Below are 19,545 nucleotides of genomic sequence, written 5' to 3' on the forward strand. Positions count from 1 at the left end.
ACCTATAATAAAAGAAAGCCCCACCGTGATGGGCATGTCGTGAAAACAGGGGGCAAGGGATGTTGCTAAAGAAAGAATGTGGTCGTCAGCTGTCAGCGCTGAGTTTATGTCTGGCAGTGATGTTTGCTCCACTGTTAACCGCCCAGGCCGACGAGCCTGAAATTGTGCCGACTGACAGCACCGCAACGACAGGCGCGCAGCCGACGTCATTATCTCAGCCGCTGGAACAGTCTACGGCAACGGCCATCATGGCCGGGATTAAGCCGCTGCCGGAAGGCATCGACGTTGAATCGCTCAGCCAGCAGCTCCAGACAGGCCTGCCTTCAGGCTACACGCCTGCCTATATCAATCAGCTCACGCTGCTTTATGCTGCCCGCGATATGAAACCCATGTGGGAAAATCGTGAAGCCGTGCGCGCCTTCCAGCAACAGCTGGCGGAAGTGGCCATTGCGGGATTCCAGCCGCAGTTTACGAAGTGGGTTGAGCTGTTAACCGATCCTGCCGTCACCGGTCAGGCGCGGGACGTGGTCCTTTCCGATGCCATGATGGGTTACCTGCAGTTTGTGGCGGGTATTCCGGTCAATGGCAACCGCTGGCTGTATAGCGATAGGCCCTATAAGCTGGCGACGCCAGCCCTGTCGGTGATTAACCAGTGGCAATTAGCGCTGGATAATGGCGACCTGCCGCGCTTCATTGCCAGCCTCGCGCCGGCGCATCCACAGTATGCCACGATGCACCAGTCGCTCCTCGCGCTGGTGGGGGACTCGCGTCCATGGCCGCAAATACGGGGGACCGCAACGCTGCGTCCGGGTCAGTGGAGCAGCGATGTGCCAGCCCTGCGCGAGATCCTTAAACGCTCCGGTATTCTTGATGGCGGGCCGAAGATTGCCCTGCCGGGCGACGATCCGCAAAGCGCGGTGGTCAGCCCGTCAGCGCCCATAAAAGAGAACAAGGCCACTACCCTGAGCAATAAGCCCGAGGCTTACGATCGCGAGCTGGTTGCCGCGGTTAAACAGTTCCAGGCCGCTCAAGGGCTGGGAGCCGATGGCGTCATTGGACCCTCAACGCGTGACTGGCTTAACGTATCACCTGCGCAGCGGGCCGGGGTGCTGGCGCTTAATATTCAGCGTTTGCGTTTGCTGCCGGGCACGCTGTCTACCGGCATTATGGTCAACATCCCGGCCTATTCACTGGTTTATTATCAGAATGGTAGCGAGAAGCTGGCCTCGCGCGTGATTGTCGGGCGTCCGGATCGCAAAACGCCGATGATGAGCAGCGCGTTAAATAACGTGGTGGTTAACCCGCCGTGGAACGTGCCGCCGACGCTGGCGCGTAAGGACATTCTGCCTAAGGTCTGGAACGATCCGGGTTATCTGGAACGTCACGGCTATACGGTCATGCGTGGCTGGAACAGTAAAGAGGCGATCGATCCTTACATGGTCGACTGGTCGACGATCACGGCCTCCAACCTACCGTTCCGCTTCCAGCAGGCTCCCGGAGCGCATAACTCGCTGGGGCGCTACAAATTCAACATGCCAAGTTCAGATGCTATCTATCTGCACGATACGCCGAACCACAATCTGTTCCAGAAAGATACCCGGGCACTGAGTTCAGGCTGCGTGCGCGTGAATAAAGCCTCGGAGTTGGCCAACATGCTGCTGCAGGATGCGGGCTGGAACGATACGCGTATTTCTGACGCCCTGAAGCAGGGTGATACGCGCTACGTGAATATTCGCCACAACATTCCGGTTAATCTTTATTATCTGACAGCGTTTGTGGGTGAAGACGGTCGCACGCAGTACCGTACAGATATTTACAATTATGATCTCACCGCGCGATCCGGCGCACAAATTTTGCCAAAAGCGGAACAATTAATCAGGTAAATGAAGTAGTTCGGGAAAAATGATTGTCGTAAGTTATGGTGAATCGGGGCCAATATCGCTGTAAGCCGCGTATTCACTGGGGTTGGGCGCCTTGACGTACCCTGTTTTGCCAGTTAAGGTGCCCTTCGTGCGCTAAGCATATTACGATTTCCTTGACCTGTAGACCTGATTATCATGGACAAATTTGACGCTAATCGCCGCAAGCTGCTGGCGTTAGGTGGTGTTGCGCTTGGCGCAGCGGCCATCTTACCGACGCCAGCATTTGCCACCCTCTCGACACCTCGTCCGCGCGTTTTAACGCTCAGCAATCTTCACACCGGTGAGTCGCTAAAAGCGGAGTTTTTCGATGGCAGAGGCTATATTCAGGATGAATTAGCAAGACTCAACCATTTTTTCCGTGATTTCCGCGCGAATAAAGTAAAAGCCATCGACCCAGGACTGTTTGATCAGCTTTTCCGCCTTCAGGGCCTGCTGGGCACCAGCAAGCCGGTGCAGCTTATTTCTGGTTATCGCTCAATTGATACCAACAATGAACTGCGCGCCCATAGCCGTGGGGTAGCGAAAAAAAGCTACCACACGAAGGGACAGGCAATGGATTTCCACATTGAAGGCGTTTCGTTAGCCAATATTCGCAAAGCCGCGTTATCTATGCGCGCGGGTGGTGTAGGATATTACCCACGTAGCAACTTTGTGCATATTGATACCGGGCCGGTTCGGCACTGGTAATAACGAAACACAGGAGCAGTATGAACTATCGTATTATTCCGGTTACCGCGTTCTCCCAGAACTGTTCATTAATCTGGTGCGAGCAAACCAAACTGGCCGCGCTTGTCGATCCCGGCGGTGACGCTGAGAAAATCAAGCAGGACGTTGCCGACAGCGGCGTGACGCTGATGCAGATTTTACTGACGCATGGTCACCTCGACCACGTAGGCGCAGCGGCTGAACTGGCTAAACACTACGGTGTGCCGATTATTGGCCCGGAAAAAGAAGATGAGTTCTGGCTGCAGGGGTTACCCGCCCAAAGCCGCATGTTTGGCCTTGATGAGTGTCTGCCATTGACGCCCGATCGCTGGCTGAACGAAGGAGAGCGCGTTAACGTAGGGAATGTGACTTTACAGGTGTTGCATTGTCCTGGGCATACGCCAGGCCATATCGTCTTCTTTGACGACCAGTCCCGTCTGCTGATTTCCGGCGATGTGATTTTCAAAGGTGGCGTAGGACGCAGCGATTTTCCGCGCGGCGATCACGGGCAGCTGATTCAGTCGATTAAACAGAAGTTATTGCCGCTGGGTGATGACGTAACGTTTATCCCTGGACACGGTCCGATATCGACGCTGGGCTATGAACGGCTCCATAACCCGTTCCTTCAGGATGAAATGCCTGTCTGGTAACCGGCATAAAAAAAGCCTGCTTAACGCAGGCTTTTTTGTGGGCGCAAATTACAGGACGGCGACAATAGCTTCGCACAGTGGCGCCATGTTGTCAGGGGTCATGCCTGCAACGTTTACGCGGCCAGAGGCTACGGCGTATACGCCAAACTCTTCACGCAGACGCAGAACCTGCTCTTTGGTCAGGCCGCTGAACGAGAACATACCGTTCTGTTTGATGATGAAGCTGAAGTCGCGGTCAGCGCCTTTCTCAGCCAGGGTGTTCACAAACAGCAGGCGCATGCGCTGGATACGCTGACGCATATCGTTCAGCTCTTGTTCCCAAATCGCGCGCAGCGCATCGTTGCTCAGAATGGTCGCAACAACAGACGCACCGTGTGCCGGCGGGTTAGAGTAGTTTGCGCGGATAACGGACTTCATCTGGCTGAAAGCGCGATCGGCGGTCTCATCGTTAGCCGCAACCAGCGTACAGGCGCCTACACGCTCATTGTACAGACCGAAGTTCTTGGAGTAGGAGCTTGCAACGATCAGCTCCTGATGTACGGCTGCGAACGCGCGCAGGCCTTCAGCATCTTCTTCCAGACCGCGGGCGAAGCCCTGGTAGGCAAAGTCAAACAGCGGCAGCCAGCCTTTTTCTACGGACAGCTTCGCCAGGTGTTCCCACTGCTCAAGCGTTGGATCGATACCGGTTGGGTTGTGGCAGCAGCCGTGGAACAGCACCACGTCACCCGCCTGCGCTTCGCTCAGGCTTGAGAGCAGGCCGTCAAAGTCCAGAGAGTGATTGGCCGCGTCGTAGTAAGCATATTCACGCACTTCCAGGCCCGCAGAGTTAAAGACACTCTTATGGTTCGGCCAGCTTGGATTGCTCACCCATACGCGCTTCACAGAGGTGTTTTTCGCAAGGAAATCCGCCGCCACGCGCAGCGCGCCGGTACCGCCAGGGGTCTGCGCCGTGCGGGCACGTTTGTCACTCACAATTGCGCTGCCTTTACCGAACAGCAGCTCCTGGGTGCAGCGACCAAATTCAGGGATACCATCAATACCGAGGTAGTTTTTGGTGGTTTCGTTTTCCAGCAGATACTGCTCAGCTTTCTTAACGCTGGTCAGTACCGGAGTTTTGCCGGTTTCATCTTTATATACACCAATACCCAGGTTGATTTTGCCAGGGCGGTCGTCGGCACGAAACAGATCGGCCAGGCCCAGAATAGGGTCGGCAGGAGCGGCGGTAATGTTCTCAAACATGACGAAGTTCCATTGTGATTACAGAAGTGAAATCCGCTATCAGGTTAACGGTAGATTTACAAAATGCCAACCGTTTGCGACGAAAAGCGTGCGGCTTTTCAAAAGTCGCCATTATTTTCTGTCAGGCATAAAAAAACAGGGCCGAAGCCCTGTTCATTATGCATATAACAAAGTGGTGTTCTGATTAGAACTGGTAGGTTACACCCACAGCAGCCATATCGTCGTTGCCGTTCAGACCGCCAACAGCTTTCGCGTAGTCGGTGTCTTTATCCAGCAGGTTGATGTAGTAGTCAGCCCACACGTTGAAGTTTTTGTTGAAGTAGTAAGTGGTACCAACCTGGATGAATTTAGCCAGGTCTGCATCGCCACCGCTGAAGCCGCCGACGGCAGCCAGGTCTTTACCTTTGGTCTGCACGTAGGAGATTGCTGGACGCAGGCCGAAGTCGAACTGGTACTGAGCAACCACTTCGAAGTTCTGAGTTTTGTTAGCAAAACCTGCATCACCGCTAGAACCGGTACGGGTGGTGTTACGGGTTTCTGCATAGGTAGTTGCCAGGTAGAGGTTGTTAGCGTCGTATTTCAGACCCACGCCCCATGCTTCAGCTTTATCACCCTGGCCATCAGCTTTCTGGTTCAGAGTACGGTTAGCGTTGCTGTAAGATGCGATTGCACCGAAGCCTTCGCCGAAGTCGTAACCCAGAGAGTAACCTACGCCGTCGCCGTTAGAGGTTTTAACGTCAGCACGGTCATTTTTACCCTGGTACTGTACGCCCAGGCTCAGACCGTCAACCAGACCGAAGAAATCGCTGTTACGGTAGGTCAGCAGGCCGGTGCTGCGGCTGGTCATAAAGTTATCAACGTAGTTACCGCCCCAGGTCATACCGGAGAAGGACGGCGCCATATCGGTGTATGACTCAACGTCGTATACGATACCGTAGTTACGACCGTAGTCGATGCTGCCAGCGTCGCCCGCTTTCAGACCAGCAAAGGCCAGACGGTTTTTGTTAGCCTGAGCGGTGTTCTCAGCCTGGTTAGCCATGAAGCGGTATTCCCACTGGCCGTAACCGGTCAGCTGGTCGTTGATCTGAGTTTCGCCTTTGAAACCGATCTGCGCGTAGGTAGCGTCGTTATTGTTAGTGTCATCGCCGGAGGTCACGAAATCGTGCTCGGCGTTAACTTTACCGTAGAAGTCCAGTTTGTTGCCGTTCTTGTTATAGATTTCTGCAGCGTTAGCTGCACCGGCTACCAGCAGGGCAGGGATTACCACTGCCAGAATATTGCGCTTCATCATTATTTATTACCCTCATTGGTTTTTTTATGACACTCGCCACTGCCGTCAATAAATTCTGTCAATAAATATTTCCGGAACTATTGATGAGAGTTTGGTGTCTTTATGTATCTGACAGGCATCTTTCCATTCACCGAAGCGTTTCGCTAGCCTGAAAGTGCTACAATTCTCAAGATTGAGTTACAGAAAGAAAATATGTGTAACTAAATGTGTATTTTTGGGAACTTTGTGAACCATCTCAAATTTCAGAACCCCCTGGCGAATTAAGCATCGGTTTGTTTCCTATATATATGAATTCCTTATGATTAATTTGGATAAAGGCAATTCCTATAAGCGAATGTTAAACGACTCGTTTTTTCTTATGACCCTAAAAAGACTTCTGGATGGCTGAAAAATTGGTTGAAATTTGTGCTATTACTTCAGAATGTAATAATCGCAATAAGAATGAGGTTAATTTTTTGTGGCTGGATATTTCGCGGAAACAAAACGTAACAGGTAGCGGTTGTGACGGGGTAGTGGTTTAAAAACGCTGACTTTACGCTGACAAAAACTGACAGGGCAGAATAAAATAATGGCCAGCAAATGCTGGCCATTGTCTGTTGCGTTGCTTAGAAGCTGGCGTTGCGTGGTGTACGCGGGAACGGAATTACGTCACGCACGTTCTGAACACCAGTAACGTAGGCGATCAGACGCTCGAAGCCCAGACCGAACCCAGCGTGCGGAACGGTGCCATAACGGCGCAGATCGCGATACCAGCTGTAGTCCGCAGGGTTGAGACCCATCTCTTCCATGCGCGCGTCAAGCACGTCAAGACGCTCTTCACGCTGAGAACCACCAATGATTTCACCGATGCCCGGCGCCAGTACGTCCATCGCTGCCACGGTTTTCCCGTCTTCGTTAAGGCGCATATAGAAGGCCTTAATGTCTTTCGGGTAGTTTTTAACGACAACCGGCGCTTTGAAATGTTTCTCGGCGAGATAGCGTTCGTGCTCAGACGCCAGATCGACGCCCCAGTAAACCGGGTTCTCAAACTTCTCACCGCATTTCTCGAGGATCGCTACCGCGTCGGTATAGTCCACCTGCGCAAAGTCGGCAGAGACGAAACGCTCCAGACGTGCCACAGCATCGCTGTCTACGCGTTCGGCGAAGAACTTCATGTCGTCAGGACGCTCTTCCAGCACCGCTTTGAAGACGTATTTCAGCATCGCTTCTGCGAGACCTGCTACGTCATTCAGATCGGCAAACGCCACTTCCGGCTCCAGCATCCAGAACTCCGCCAGGTGGCGGCTGGTGTTGGAGTTTTCGGCGCGGAAGGTTGGGCCGAAGGTATAGATCTTAGACAGCGCACAGGCGTAGGTTTCGCCGTTGAGCTGGCCGGATACCGTCAGGAAGGCTTCTTTACCAAAGAAGTCTTTGTCGTAGTCGACTTTACCTTCCGGCGTGCGCGGCAGGTTTTCCATGTCCAGCGTCGAGACGCGGAACATTTCGCCTGCGCCTTCCGTATCGGACGCGGTGATCAGCGGGGTAGACACCCAGAAATAACCCTGCTCATCGAAGAAGCGATGCAGCGCCTGGGCCAGCGTATGACGCACGCGAGCCACCGCACCAATCAGGTTGGTACGCGGACGCAGGTGTGCGACTTCACGCAGGTATTCAATGCTGTGACGTTTTGCCGCCATCGGGTAGGTGTCCGGATCTTCAACCCAGCCGGTCACTTCAATGGCAGAAGCCTGGATCTCGAAACTCTGGCCCTGGCCCGGGGATGCCACAACCACACCGGTGACGATAACGGAACAACCCGTTGTCAGGCGCAGAACGTCATCATTGTAATTGGGCAGAGAATTATTAATGACGGCCTGTACAGGATCAAAGCAGGAACCGTCATAGACGGCAAGGAAGGAGATGCCAGCTTTAGAATCTCGGCGAGTACGCACCCATCCGCGCACGGTGACCTCCTGGTCAACGGCGACACGGCCCTGGAGTACGTCGGCTACAGGCACAACGCTCATAATATTCTCTCTGTTAATAGTCGGAAAAAATAAACACTTGTCCACCCCAAGACGGGGGGATATCTATGTTACCTGCCAACCGCTATCAGACAAGTAAATTTCGCAGTCAAAAGAGAAGAATTGAGAAATAAATAAGGGAAGGGAGCCCTGAAGGCTCCCGTAAGCGCTTAACTGGCTTTTTTGATCTGGGGGAGATCGAACGCTTTGCGCAATGCGCGAACAAACGCTTTGTCATGGCAGATGGTTTTACCCGGGCTGTCGGAGAGCTTTGCCACCGGCTTGCCGTTACATTCCACCAGCTTTATCACGATATTCAGAGGTTTTACCTGAGGAATGTCGCAGGTCAACCGGGTACCGATCCCGAAGCCCAGATTAATTCTGGCATTGAAATGACGATACAGTTCGACGGCTTTCGCCAGGTCGAGATTATCGGAGAAGACCAGTACCTTGCTCATCGGGTCAATGCCGAGTTTTTGGTAATGGGCAATCGCCTTTTCGCCCCATTCAACCGGATCCCCTGAGTCGTGGCGTAACCCCTGGTAACGCTCAGCAAACTCGGGACCAAAGTCGCGCAGGAAGGCATCCATCGTAATACAGTCGGTCAGGGCGATCCCGAGTTGATTCGGGTACTCTTCAAGCCACGCAGCCAGCGCCGCACGCTGGCTGTTAGCCAGGTCCGGGCTAATTTGCTGATGCGCCTGGAACCACTCGTGCGCCTGAGTGCCCATTGGCGTCAGGTTGAGGCGACGCGCCAAATCGTAGTTGCTGGTACCCACGAACCACGGCTCCTGCTGCAGACGTTCAACGATAGCCTGCTGAACCTCGCGAGAGAAGCGGCGACGGGTGCCGAAATCCATCAGGCGGAAGCGGGACATATCCAGCCCTTCGGTCAGCGTTGAGAATGCCTCAAGTTTGTTCTCCAGCGAGGCGACCGCCTGTTCGACGCCCGTTTCAGGCGAACGGTAGCGGTGAGCCAGCTCGCTGATGACGGCCAGAAGCGGCACTTCCCACATGATCACTTCCCGCCACGGACCTTCAAGACGAATATCCAGCTTGCCGTTCTCGTTGGTCACGGTGACCTGTTCAGGCTTATAGCGGAAGTCGCGCAGCCAGTTCAGATAGTCCGCTTTAAAGAAAGGCAGGCCAGAAAGCCACTGATATTCGTCATCGGTGAGCGCCAGATGCTGCATCGCATCGACCTGTTCACGAATGGAGTCTGCGTAGATACCGAGCAAGTCGTCACCACGGCAGCGGAATTCCGCCGCGACGTGAACGTCATAGTAATGGTGGAAAACGGCTTGCTGCATATGCAGTTTATACGCGTCGGTATCCAGCAACGTATGCAGAACCGGAGAAGCGAATTGAGTCATAGGTGCGCTGTAGCATCCTCTCACGGGGGCGTTTAGTACAATAAACAACTCCGGAGTATACCTTGTTTAGTGATTTATTGAACCCCGATCACAACATAAGCACACTTTATGGTCGAGAGCATTTCGTGCCCCGTGTTATACAAATGTAGCGAAAAAGGTGTTTAAGCCTGAAAAGATGAACATTCTGCATAGCGCGTTTTACGCAACAGGAATATATTGAAACGTTACTCGACAAACGATGCATAAGGTTTTCTATGACACAACAGCCACAAGCCAAATACCGCCACGACTACCGTGCGCCGGAATACCTGATTAGCGATATCGACCTGACTTTTGACCTGGATGCCACAAAAACCGTTGTAACTGCGGTAAGCCAGGTGACGCGCCACAGCGCGACTGCCGTACCGCTGCGTCTGGATGGCGAAGACCTGACGCTGGTCTCCCTGCACATTAACGATGAAGCCTGGTCAGATTATAAAGAAGAAGGCAACCAGCTGGTCATCGACAACCTGCCGGAACGCTTTACGCTGCGCATCGTGAATGAAATCAGCCCTGCCGCCAACACGGCGCTGGAAGGGCTCTACCAGTCAGGCGTGGCCCTGTGTACCCAGTGTGAAGCCGAAGGCTTCCGCCACATTACCTGGTACCTGGACCGCCCGGACGTGCTGGCGCGCTTTACCACCAAAATCATTGCCGATAAAACCCTCTATCCGTTCCTGCTCTCCAACGGTAACCGCGTGGGTGAGGGCGAGCTGGAAAATGGCCGTCACTGGGTGCAGTGGCAGGATCCGTTCCCGAAACCGTGCTACCTGTTTGCGCTGGTGGCGGGTGATTTCGACGTGCTGCGCGATACCTTCAAAACCCGCTCTGGCCGCGAAGTGGCGCTGGAGCTGTTCGTTGACCGCGGCAACCTTGACCGCGCGCCGTGGGCGATGACTTCACTCATTAACTCCATGAAGTGGGATGAAGAGCGTTTCGGCCTCGAATACGATCTCGACATCTATATGATCGTCGCCGTCGACTTCTTCAACATGGGCGCGATGGAGAATAAAGGCCTTAACATCTTTAACTCCAAGTACGTGCTGGCGCGTACCGATACCGCCACCGATAAAGACTACCTCGATATCGAACGCGTTATCGGCCACGAGTATTTCCATAACTGGACCGGTAACCGCGTCACCTGCCGCGACTGGTTCCAGCTGAGCCTGAAAGAGGGGCTGACCGTCTTCCGCGATCAGGAGTTCAGCTCCGATCTGGGCTCGCGGGCGGTCAACCGCATCAACAACGTGCGCACCATGCGCGGCCTGCAGTTTGCGGAAGATGCCAGCCCAATGGCGCACCCGATCCGTCCGGATAAAGTCATTGAGATGAATAACTTTTACACCCTGACGGTGTACGAGAAGGGCGCTGAAATTATCCGCATGATCCACACCCTGCTGGGTGAAGAGAATTTCCAGAAAGGGATGCAGCTTTACTTCGAACGTCACGACGGCAGCGCGGCTACCTGCGACGACTTTGTGCAGGCGATGGAAGACGCGTCTAACGTTGATCTTTCTCACTTCCGCCGCTGGTACAGCCAGGCCGGGACCCCGATTGTCACCGTTAAGGACGACTACAACCCGGAAACCGAGCAGTACACTCTGACCATCAGCCAGCGCACGCCGCCAACCGCGGAGCAGGAAGAAAAATATCCGCTGCACATTCCGTTCAGCATTGAGCTGTACGACAACGAAGGCAACGTTATCCCGCTACAGAAGGGCGGCCACCCGGTGCACCACGTGCTGAACGTGACCCAGGCAGAGCAGACCTTTATCTTCGATAACGTCTACTTCCAGCCGGTGCCTGCGCTGCTGTGCGAGTTCTCCGCGCCGGTGAAGCTGGAGTACAAGTGGAGCGACCAGCAGCTGACGTTCCTGATGCGTCACGCCCGCAACGATTTCTCCCGCTGGGACGCGGCGCAGAGCCTGCTGGCAACCTACATCAAGCTTAACGTGAACCGCTACCAGCAGGGCCAGCCGCTGACGCTGCCGGTGCATGTGGCAGACGCGTTCCGCGCTATCCTGCTGGACGAGAAGATTGACCCGGCGCTGGCGGCTGAAATTCTGACGCTGCCGTCCGCGACTGAAATTGCGGAGCTGTTCGACATCATCGACCCGATTGCCATCGTGGCGGTGCGCGAAGCGCTGACCCGCACGCTGGCGACCGAACTGGCGGATGAATTCCTGGCGCTCTACAACGCTAACAAGCTTGACGCGTATCGCGTGGAGCATGCGGATATCGGCAAGCGTACCCTGCGCAATACCTGCCTGCGCTATCTTGCGTTTGGTGAGGCCGAACTGGCGAACGCGCTGGTGAGCAAGCAGTATCACGAAGCGGATAACATGACTGATGCGCTCGCGGCCCTGGCAGCAAGCGTTGCCGCTGAACTGCCGTGCCGCGATGCGCTGATGCAGGAGTATGACGACAAGTGGCACCAGGATGGTCTGGTGATGGACAAGTGGTTTATTCTGCAGGCGACCAGCCCGGCGGCCGATGCGCTTAGCAAAGTTCGCAGCCTGCTGAAGCACCGTTCGTTCACCATGAGCAACCCGAACCGCGTTCGCTCGCTGATTGGCGCATTTGCCAGCAGTAACCCGGCCGCGTTCCACGCCGAAGACGGCAGCGGATACCAGTTTATGGTGGAAATGCTCACCGAGCTGAACAGCCGTAACCCGCAGGTTGCATCACGTCTGATTGAGCCGCTGATCCGCCTGAAACGCTATGATGCGCAGCGCCAGGCGAAGATGCGCGCCGCGCTTGAGCAGCTGAAAGGGCTGGAAAATCTGTCTGGCGATCTGTACGAGAAGATTGCTAAGGCGCTGGCCTGATGTAAAAAGCCCGGTGGCGCTACGCTAACCGGGCCTACGTGGGGGCGCGGGGCATCGGTTTTCTCCCTCTCCCTGTGGGAGAGGGCATCAGGCATTGGCCTTTATCCGCTGAATCTCCGCTTCCCCACGTTTCATCACCCGATTCAGCACTTCGGCTTCCAGCTCCGCCAGTCTCGCCGAGCCCACGCGACGAGGGCGCGGGATGTCCACCGTCAGATCCAAACCGATTTTCCCGTTTTCTATAAGCAATACCCGGTCCGCCATCGCCACGGCTTCGCTCACGTCATGCGTCACCAGCAGTACCGTAAAGCCGTGCGCCTGCCAGAGGGATTCAATCAGATCCTGCATTTCTATCCGCGTCAGGGCATCAAGAGCGCCGAGCGGCTCATCAAGCAGCAGCAGGCCGGGACGGTGAATCAACGCTCGCGCCAGCGCCACGCGCTGCTTCTGGCCGCCCGACAGCGCCGCAGGCCATTCACCTGCACGGTTTTCCAGCCCGACGGCGGCCAGCGCCTGACGGGCTTCATCCCGCCAGTTGCCTTTGAGCCCCAGCCCGACGTTATCAATCACCGTTTTCCACGGCAGCAGGCGCGCATCCTGAAACATCATGCGCGTATCGTCCTGAATATTGGCCAGCGGCGTGGTTCCTGCCAGAATCTCTCCACCGTTGGGGGCCTCCAGCCCGGCTAAAAGACGCAGGAGTGTGCTTTTCCCGCCGCCGCTGCGCCCGACTACAGCCACAAACTGGCCGGCGGGAATGTGCAGATCCAGCCCGTTAAGGATGGTGTTTTCGCCGTAGCGTTTGGTTACGCCGTTCAGCAGCAGCGGCGTGCCCAGATTTAGTCGTGCGGTATTCATGCTTTCGCCTCCTGAAGGGTATAGGCCGGGTTCCAGCGCAGCCAGCTGCGCTCCAGCCACTGTGCGCTGACGTCGGCGAGTTTGCCGAGCAGTGCATACAGAATGATGGCGACCACCACCACGTCCGTTTGCAGGAATTCGCGGGCGTTCATCGCCAGGTAGCCAATACCGGAGTTGGCTGAGATGGTTTCCGCCACAATCAGCGTCAGCCACATCAGGCCGAGCGCAAAGCGCACCCCGACCATAATGGAGGGCAGGGCGCCCGGCAGAATCACGTGAGCAAAGAGGGAAAAACCCGATAAGCCGTAGCTGCGCGCCATCTCCACCAGACCGCGATCGATATTGCGGATGCCGTGCCAGGTGTTGATGTATATCGGGAACAGCGTGCCCAGCGCCACGAGGAAGATTTTGGCGCTCTCATCGATCCCAAACCACAAAATGACCAGCGGGATCAGCGCCAGATGCGGCACGTTGCGCAGCATCTGGATGGAGGTATCCAGCAGCCTTTCCCCCCAGCGTGAAAGGCCGCTGATCAGACCCAGCACCAGACCGATGCTGCCGCCGATGGAAAACCCAATCACCGCGCGCCAGGAGCTGATCGCCAGATGTTGCCACAGCTCTCCGCTGACGCTCAGCGACCAGAACGCTTCGATAACGCCCTCCGGAGAGGGCAAAATGCGGCTCGACAGCCAGCCGGTAGACGATGCGAGCTGCCAGAGCGCCACAATGCCGACGGGTAAAAACCACGGCGCGGCGCGCAGCAGCCATTTTTGTGAGGTGGCAGACATGGTCACTCCTTAGCTCTGTGCGGCTTTACGGGGAATGAATTCGTTCGCCACGGCTTCGCCCTGCAGCTGGAGCCGCTGCGGCTGCGGAACCTCCGGAATGGCGACATCCAGGTGCGGGAACAGCAGTTCGCCCACCTTGTACGCCTCTTCCAGGTGCGGGTAACCGGAGAGAATGAAGCTGTCGATGCCCAGCTCGGCGTATTCATTGATGCGCGCGGCCACGGTCGGCCCGTCGCCCACCAGCGCCGTGCCCGCACCGCCGCGCACCAGGCCGACGCCTGCCCACAGGTTCGGGCTGATCTCCAGATTCTCGCGCTTGCCGTTGTGCAGGGAGGCCATCCGGTGCTGTCCGACGGAGTCGGTTTTGGCAAACGCAGCCTGCGCCTTTGCGATGGTCTCGTCGTCCAGATGGGAAATCAGGCGGTCTGCGGCCTGCCAGGCTTCTTCATTGGTTTCGCGCACAATCACGTGCAGGCGAATCCCGAAGCGCACTTTGCGGCCATGGGCGGCGGCTTTGGCGCGGACCTGGGCAATTTTCTCTTTCACCAGCTCGGGCGGCTCGCCCCAGGTCAGATAGAGATCGACCTGCTCGGCGGCCAGATCCTGGGCCACATCCGACGATCCGCCAAAATAGAGCGGAGGGCGCGGCTGCTGCACCGGCGGGAAGTAGAGCTTCGCGTCGCGAACGTGAATATGCTTACCTTCAAAGGTGACGGTTTCGCCTTCCAGCAGGCGTCGCCAGACGCGGGTAAATTCGGCGGAGGCTTCATAGCGCTCGGTATGGTCGAGGAACACGCCGTCACCCGCCAGCTCCTGCGGATCGCTGCCCGTCACCAGGTTAAACAGAGCGCGGCCGTTGGAGAGCCTGTCCAGCGTTGCTGCCTGACGCGCCGCCACGGTGGGTGAAACGACGCTCGGGCGCAATGCAACCAGGAATTTAAGGCGCTGGGTGACCGGGATCATCGACGCGGCCACCAGCCAGGCATCCTCGCACGAGCGTCCGGTCGGGATCAGCACGCCGGTAAAACCGATTCGGTCCGCCGCCTGGGCAATCTGCTGAAGATAGCCATGGTCAACCGGGCGCGAGCCCTCTTCTGTACCAAGATAGTGTCCATCACCGTGGGTGGGTAAAAACCAGAAAAGATTCAGACTCATGATTTAGCTCCTTCTTTGCCAGCGGGCTGCCAGATGCGTTCGCGAATATCGACCTGTTTTGGTACCAGGCGGTTTTGATAGAAGAGGTCAGCAGTCTGTTGCTGAAGCGCGGCGACGTGCGCGTCGACAGGCGCAATGGTGGTGGGCGGACGGTGGCTGAGGTAGCTCGCGATCACCGGCTCAGGTAAGCCCATGGTTTTTGCCAGCAGGGCGATGCTCGCCTGACGCTGACTCTGGGTCAGGGCATCTGCCTGCGTAAAGGTATCCAGTACGCCCTGAATAAACGCGCCGTTTTTTTCGGCGTAAGGGCGTGAGGCGAGGTAGAACGAACCGGTTTGCTTCAGCGTGGTACCGTCTTTCAGCACCCGTACGCCACCCTGCAGTAATGCCGCAGAGTAGTACGGATCCCAGATAGCCCAGGCATCAACGTTCTTCTGCTGGAACGCGGCGCGCGCGTCGGCGGGCGTCAGGTAAACGGGCTGAATGTCGGTGAACTTGAGCCCGGCTTCCTGTAAGGCGCGCAGCAGCAGGTTGTGCGAGCTGGAACCTTTCTGGAAAGCGACCTTACGCCCTTTAAGGTCGGAGACGCTTTTAATGTCACTGTTTTCAAGTACCAGGATGACTTCGGCTTTCGGCTTAGCGGGTTCTACACCGACGTATACCAGGTCTGCCCCGGCAGCCTGAGCGAAAATAGGCGGGATGTCGCCCGTACTGCCCAGATCGATACTGCCGACGTTCAGGGCTTCAAGCATCTGCGGCCCTGCCGGGAATTCCACCCATGAGAATTTGGTGTCCGGGAAGCGTTTTTCCAGCAGTTGGTGGCTTTTTGCCAGCACCATACTGACGCTGCCTTTTTGGTAGCCAATCCGTAAACTGTCCGGTGCGGTTTCTGCGGCATGTGCCAGCGCGGTAAACGCCATCAGGCCAGCCAGTCCGAGGCGGGTTAAGGTTTTAAACATGTGCGACTCCCTGCAGCGGATTAAAAGAAGGAACCTGGATATCCCGGCGATGCAGCGCGTGCCAGAAAGTTTCCAGCGAGGCATCAAGGCGCGTTTGCAGATTCGGCGTGAAGTGCGGCTTATGCTGGTAGTCAATGACCTGCGAATCATCCGCGAAAACGCCGTGAAGGATCTCCTGCGCCTTCAGGGCGTTCAGCACCGGCTTCAGGGCGTAATCTACCGCCAGTAAATGGGCCACCGTGCCGCCCGTTGCCAGCGGCAGAACTACTTTGCCGTCCAGTGCGCGCTCGGGGAGAAGATCGAGCAGCGTTTTCAGCGCGCCCGAAAAAGAGGCTTTATAAATCGGGGTCGCAACGATGAGGCCGTCCGCTTCCTTGAGCTGCTCAGTGAGGGTTTTCAGCGCGGGGCTGTCGAAGCGGGCATACAGCAAATCTTCAGGTTCGAAGTTATGCAGATTCCAGTGGCACACTTCCACGTCCAGGGCATTGAGCTTGTCGCGGGCATATTCCAGCAGGGCGCTGGAACGCGAAGGGAATCGTGGACTTCCGGCCAGGGTAATGACGCGCATACTTCCTCCTTATAACTAATTGTTTGCTTTTATCTAACATTCATAACAATTTTCAGGAGTGTGACACCGCGCGGTTATTCCACTAAATGATTTATCCGCAATTAAACTGCGAAAAACTGCATAAGAAAGAGAGGGGGGAGGTAAACGATTGCGTTTTACGCCGATTTTTTTGCCGCAGGTCAATTCCCTTTCGTGACGGGATCGCCCATAATCCCCTCCCGGTTTGCACACCGGGAATCCAGGAGAGTTCATGTACTACCCCTTCGTTCGTAAAGCCCTTTTCCAGCTCGACCCCGAGCGCGCTCATGAATTTACATTCCAGCAATTACGTCGTATTACAGGAACGCCTCTGGCGGCCCTGGTGCGTCAAAACGTGCCGGAAAAGCCTGTGCAATGCATGGGGCTGACCTTTAAAAATCCATTGGGTCTGGCGGCCGGTCTGGACAAAAATGGCGAGTGCATTGATGCCCTGGGTGCGATGGGCTTTGGCTCCATCGAAATTGGTACCGTCACGCCGCGCCCGCAGCCGGGAAATGACAAGCCGCGCCTGTTCCGCCTGGTCGAAGCCGAAGGGTTGATCAACCGCATGGGCTTTAATAACCTCGGCGTTGATCATTTGGTAGAGAACGTGAAGAAAGCCCATTTTGATGGGGTGTTAGGCATCAATATTGGCAAGAATAAAGATACGCCGGTTGAGCAGGGTAAAGATGACTACCTGATTTGTATGGAAAAAGTCTACGCCTATGCCGGGTATATCGCGGTGAATATTTCCTCGCCCAATACCCCGGGGCTGCGCTCCTTACAATATGGCGAAGCGCTGGACGATCTTCTGAGTGCCATTAAAAATAAACAAAATGAACTCCAGGCGATCCACCATAAATATGTTCCGGTCGCGGTGAAGATCGCGCCGGATCTTTCTGTCGAAGAATTGATCCAGGTTGCCGACAGTTTGGTTCGCCATAATATTGACGGGGTGATTGCAACGAATACCACGCTCGATCGTTCGCTCGTTCAGGGAATGAAAAACTGTGACGAAGCGGGTGGGTTAAGTGGCCGTCCGGTACAATTAAAAAGCACCGAAATTATTCGCGCGCTGTCTGCGGAATTAAAAGGCCGTTTACCGATTATTGGCGTCGGCGGTATCGACTCGGTGATTGCTGCGCGCGAGAAGATGGCGGCCGGTGCGTCACTGGTGCAAATCTATTCCGGCTTTATTTTTAAAGGCCCGCCTTTGATTAAAGAAATCGTTACGCATATCTAATCTTTTTTCTTAATCAGACAACCAGGGCTTTATTTCCAGCCCTGGTTGTTTTATATTCCGTCACTGTTGCTTATTTAGACATTATCGTCTTTTATTACTAGTGTTATAAACGAAGCGGCGAACAGGACATTTTTAGTACAGGACGTTTGGGGACGGGAGAGACACATGCGAATTAAACCTGACGATAACTGGCGCTGGTATTTTTGCGACGAGCATGACCGTATGATGCTCGATTTAGCCAATGGCATGTTGTTTCGTTCTCGTTTTGCCCGCCGAATGTTAACCCCGGACGCGTTTTCTCCATCGGGCTTTTGCGTTGACGATGCGGCGCTTTATTTCTCCTTTGAAGAAAAATGCCGCGACCTGATGCTCTCTAAAGAGCAGCGTGCCGAACTGGTATTAAATGCGCTGGTGGCTATCCGTTTCCTGAAACCGCAAATGCCGAAAAGCTGGCATTTCCTGCCTCATGGCATGGACTGGACGCCAGCAACGGGCGATGCGGCCAGCGTTAACCTGAGCGATACCGCCGAAGAGGTGAGTTTGTTAGTGGTTGAACCGGGCGAAAACGCCGCACTCTGTCTGCTGGCGCAGCCCGGCGTAACGATTGCCGGGCGCGTAATGCAGTTAGGTGATGCGATCAAAGTCATGAATGACAGGCTGAAACCACAGCTGCGCGTCGATGCCTTCAGCCTCGAACAAGCGGTTTAAGCTTCCAGTTGTACCGACGTTTTCGGTACGCAGCTACAGCACAGGATTGTGCCGTCATTTCCAATTGCAGATTTTTTCAGCGCACTCACTTCTCCCTCCAGCAGCTTGATGCGGCAGCATCCGCAAATTCCCGCGCGGCAGGAATACGGTACGCGAATACCGGCTTGCTCCAGCTGCTCCAGTAAAACCTGCTGATTATTGCCACGAATAACCTTGCCCTGCCAGTGAATATCTACCGCAGTGGCGACATTCGTCTCAACCTCGACCATTTCTTCTTCCTGGCCTGAGCCGTACACTCGCGCCGGCCCGCGGGCGAGAATTTCAACCTCATCACCTACGCGGATTGCGCCGCTGGATCGCGGGATCAGGTTCTGGCCGAAATCGACATCGCCGTTATCCTGCGCGGTACGGAACGATTGCAGCGTTTTCAGCGGCTCGCCGGAAGGATGCTTTTGGCCTTTCTCAGGGCTTACCGTGGTGAAAATGCAGCGGCTGCAGGGTTTGACGACATCAAAGATGACGCTGCCGATGCGGATGACTTTCCAGGTATCTTCATCCCAGGCGTCCGCTCCGGTCACGACCAGATTCGGGCGGAACTGTTCCATCTGTACGCTGGCTTTACAGCGATTCTGTAAATCACGCAGAGAGGCTTCGTTGGTGAGCAGGAACGGGAAGCCATCCGCGAAGGAGAGGGGAACGGCGTCGTGGCGCTTTACGCGACGCGTCAGTTCCGGCCCAACCCACCGCAGCTGCACGTCGCGGGAGAAGAAGCCGCTCAGCCAGCGGTTAATTTCATCCGGCGCGATGCGTGCGGTAAAATGGTTGCCCCATACTTCCGTTGGCGCGTCGACAGCCGCAAAATCCGCAAAGCGAATCACCGCGCTGGAACCGTCCGGCGCGGTAAGGTGCAAACCGTCGTGAAGCGGGGAAGGGGTAAAGCGAACCATCTGAGGGAACTGGCGTGCGGTGATAAACGTACCGTCAGGCTCGGTGACCATAAAAATACGATCGAAGGCGAACCCGCTCATGTCTGCCAGCGCGTGAGTGACGCCGATGCCGCGCATGGATTTCACCGGATGAATAAAAAGCCTGGATAACGTCGCCACTGCACACTCCCTCGAATGAAAATAAGCCTTCAACTTTATGACATACACGCCATATTAGCTATAATGCGCGACAATTTTCTAAGAGTAAAAGT

Annotated in this window: 16 protein-coding genes; 6 read left to right on the forward strand and 10 right to left on the reverse strand. The window is 55.5% G+C overall.

Annotated elements, in window-relative coordinates; translation table 11 throughout:
• The first annotated feature begins 59 nt into the window (after nt 1-59).
• The 3 genes from ldtD (at nt 60) to DG357_RS07955 (ending at nt 3,277) form a co-directional block, all read left to right on the forward strand.
• Entirely contained in the window at nt 60-1,883 is a 1,824-nt protein-coding gene (gene ldtD / locus DG357_RS07940) for a L,D-transpeptidase (protein ID WP_088204947.1), read from the forward strand.
• Between the two features lie 174 nt (nt 1,884-2,057).
• Entirely contained in the window at nt 2,058-2,609 is a 552-nt protein-coding gene (locus DG357_RS07950) for a YcbK family protein (protein WP_028012580.1), read from the forward strand.
• 20 nt (nt 2,610-2,629) lie between these two features.
• On the forward strand, nt 2,630-3,277 hold the full coding sequence (locus tag DG357_RS07955; protein ID WP_049136519.1) for an MBL fold metallo-hydrolase: 648 nt from the start codon (nt 2,630-2,632) through the stop codon (nt 3,275-3,277).
• A gap of 48 nt (nt 3,278-3,325) precedes the next feature.
• Here DG357_RS07955 and DG357_RS07960 read toward each other — a convergent pair whose 3' ends face one another.
• The 4 genes from DG357_RS07960 to pncB form a co-directional block, all read right to left on the reverse strand.
• Complete coding sequence (locus tag DG357_RS07960) at nt 3,326-4,516, reverse strand: amino acid aminotransferase (protein ID WP_049136520.1); 1,191 nt, start codon at nt 4,514-4,516, stop codon at nt 3,326-3,328.
• A gap of 184 nt (nt 4,517-4,700) precedes the next feature.
• Nucleotides 4,701-5,807 carry a porin gene (locus tag DG357_RS07970; protein ID WP_028012583.1) on the reverse strand — a complete coding sequence of 369 codons (1,107 nt, stop codon included), beginning with the start codon at nt 5,805-5,807 and terminating at the stop codon, nt 4,701-4,703.
• A gap of 605 nt (nt 5,808-6,412) precedes the next feature.
• Nucleotides 6,413-7,813, reverse strand: a complete 1,401-nt coding sequence (asnS, locus tag DG357_RS07980; RefSeq protein ID WP_048960458.1) for an asparagine--tRNA ligase — start codon at nt 7,811-7,813, stop codon at nt 6,413-6,415.
• Nucleotides 7,814-7,980: 167 nt separating this feature from the next.
• A complete protein-coding gene (pncB, locus tag DG357_RS07985; protein WP_045630030.1) occupies nt 7,981-9,183 on the reverse strand; it encodes a nicotinate phosphoribosyltransferase in 1,203 nt (400 codons plus the stop codon).
• A gap of 254 nt (nt 9,184-9,437) precedes the next feature.
• Between pncB and pepN the strand changes: the two genes are divergently transcribed.
• The gene (gene pepN / locus DG357_RS07990; protein WP_048960456.1) at nt 9,438-12,050 is read left to right on the forward strand and encodes an aminopeptidase N; all 2,613 of its coding nucleotides are present in this window, start codon (nt 9,438-9,440) and stop codon (nt 12,048-12,050) included.
• An 87-nt stretch (nt 12,051-12,137) separates the two neighbouring features.
• On the opposite strand, the gene ssuB is transcribed toward pepN, so the two are convergent.
• Genes ssuB through ssuE form a run of 5 tightly spaced genes read right to left on the reverse strand, consistent with a single transcriptional unit; the run spans nt 12,138 to nt 16,378 of the window.
• Nucleotides 12,138-12,908 (reverse strand): aliphatic sulfonates ABC transporter ATP-binding protein, encoded by a 771-nt coding sequence (ssuB, locus tag DG357_RS07995; RefSeq protein WP_088204948.1) that lies wholly within the window; start codon nt 12,906-12,908, stop codon nt 12,138-12,140.
• Nucleotides 12,905-13,696: an aliphatic sulfonate ABC transporter permease SsuC gene (ssuC, locus tag DG357_RS08000; protein WP_047368223.1), complete on the reverse strand. Its 792-nt coding sequence runs from the start codon at nt 13,694-13,696 to the stop codon at nt 12,905-12,907. The genes ssuB and ssuC overlap by 4 nt, the downstream gene beginning before the upstream one ends.
• Nucleotides 13,697-13,705: 9 nt before the next feature.
• Nucleotides 13,706-14,851 carry an FMNH2-dependent alkanesulfonate monooxygenase gene (ssuD, locus tag DG357_RS08005; RefSeq protein ID WP_045330795.1) on the reverse strand — a complete coding sequence of 382 codons (1,146 nt, stop codon included), beginning with the start codon at nt 14,849-14,851 and terminating at the stop codon, nt 13,706-13,708.
• The gene (locus tag DG357_RS08010; protein WP_088204949.1) at nt 14,848-15,810 is read right to left on the reverse strand and encodes a sulfonate ABC transporter substrate-binding protein; all 963 of its coding nucleotides are present in this window, start codon (nt 15,808-15,810) and stop codon (nt 14,848-14,850) included. Before DG357_RS08010 ends, ssuD begins: the two co-directional genes overlap by 4 nt.
• On the reverse strand, nt 15,803-16,378 hold the full coding sequence (ssuE, locus tag DG357_RS08015) for an NADPH-dependent FMN reductase (protein ID WP_088204950.1): 576 nt from the start codon (nt 16,376-16,378) through the stop codon (nt 15,803-15,805). Before ssuE ends, DG357_RS08010 begins: the two co-directional genes overlap by 8 nt.
• A gap of 250 nt (nt 16,379-16,628) precedes the next feature.
• Here ssuE and pyrD point away from each other — a divergent pair, with 250 nt between their 5' ends.
• Together pyrD and zapC are read left to right on the forward strand one after the other, a co-directional pair.
• Complete coding sequence (pyrD, locus tag DG357_RS08025) at nt 16,629-17,639, forward strand: quinone-dependent dihydroorotate dehydrogenase (protein ID WP_045261711.1); 1,011 nt, start codon at nt 16,629-16,631, stop codon at nt 17,637-17,639.
• A 165-nt stretch (nt 17,640-17,804) separates the two neighbouring features.
• Nucleotides 17,805-18,347, forward strand: a complete 543-nt coding sequence (gene zapC / locus DG357_RS08030) for a cell division protein ZapC (protein ID WP_028012593.1) — start codon at nt 17,805-17,807, stop codon at nt 18,345-18,347.
• Here zapC and DG357_RS08035 read toward each other — a convergent pair.
• Nucleotides 18,344-19,453, reverse strand: a complete 1,110-nt coding sequence (locus DG357_RS08035; protein ID WP_045261710.1) for a YcbX family protein — start codon at nt 19,451-19,453, stop codon at nt 18,344-18,346. The two genes, zapC and DG357_RS08035, sit on opposite strands and share 4 nt — an antisense overlap.
• Nucleotides 19,454-19,545: the final 92 nt, after the last annotated feature.

It is taken from the genome of Enterobacter bugandensis (genome assembly GCF_900324475.1).
Taxonomy (GTDB): Bacteria; Pseudomonadota; Gammaproteobacteria; order Enterobacterales; family Enterobacteriaceae; genus Enterobacter; species Enterobacter bugandensis.

Coding starts and splice junctions, on each gene's coding strand:
- ldtD (WP_088204947.1), top strand. CDS start 60: ATGTTGCTAAAGAAAGAATGTGGTCGTCAGCTGTCAGCGCTGAGTTTA.
- DG357_RS07950 (WP_028012580.1), top strand. CDS start 2,058: ATGGACAAATTTGACGCTAATCGCCGCAAGCTGCTGGCGTTAGGTGGT.
- DG357_RS07955 (WP_049136519.1), top strand. CDS start 2,630: ATGAACTATCGTATTATTCCGGTTACCGCGTTCTCCCAGAACTGTTCA.
- DG357_RS07960 (WP_049136520.1), bottom strand. CDS start 4,516: ATGTTTGAGAACATTACCGCCGCTCCTGCCGACCCTATTCTGGGCCTG.
- DG357_RS07970 (WP_028012583.1), bottom strand. CDS start 5,807: ATGATGAAGCGCAATATTCTGGCAGTGGTAATCCCTGCCCTGCTGGTA.
- asnS (WP_048960458.1), bottom strand. CDS start 7,813: ATGAGCGTTGTGCCTGTAGCCGACGTACTCCAGGGCCGTGTCGCCGTT.
- pncB (WP_045630030.1), bottom strand. CDS start 9,183: ATGACTCAATTCGCTTCTCCGGTTCTGCATACGTTGCTGGATACCGAC.
- pepN (WP_048960456.1), top strand. CDS start 9,438: ATGACACAACAGCCACAAGCCAAATACCGCCACGACTACCGTGCGCCG.
- ssuB (WP_088204948.1), bottom strand. CDS start 12,908: ATGAATACCGCACGACTAAATCTGGGCACGCCGCTGCTGCTGAACGGC.
- ssuC (WP_047368223.1), bottom strand. CDS start 13,696: ATGTCTGCCACCTCACAAAAATGGCTGCTGCGCGCCGCGCCGTGGTTT.
- ssuD (WP_045330795.1), bottom strand. CDS start 14,851: ATGAGTCTGAATCTTTTCTGGTTTTTACCCACCCACGGTGATGGACAC.
- DG357_RS08010 (WP_088204949.1), bottom strand. CDS start 15,810: ATGTTTAAAACCTTAACCCGCCTCGGACTGGCTGGCCTGATGGCGTTT.
- ssuE (WP_088204950.1), bottom strand. CDS start 16,378: ATGCGCGTCATTACCCTGGCCGGAAGTCCACGATTCCCTTCGCGTTCC.
- pyrD (WP_045261711.1), top strand. CDS start 16,629: ATGTACTACCCCTTCGTTCGTAAAGCCCTTTTCCAGCTCGACCCCGAG.
- zapC (WP_028012593.1), top strand. CDS start 17,805: ATGCGAATTAAACCTGACGATAACTGGCGCTGGTATTTTTGCGACGAG.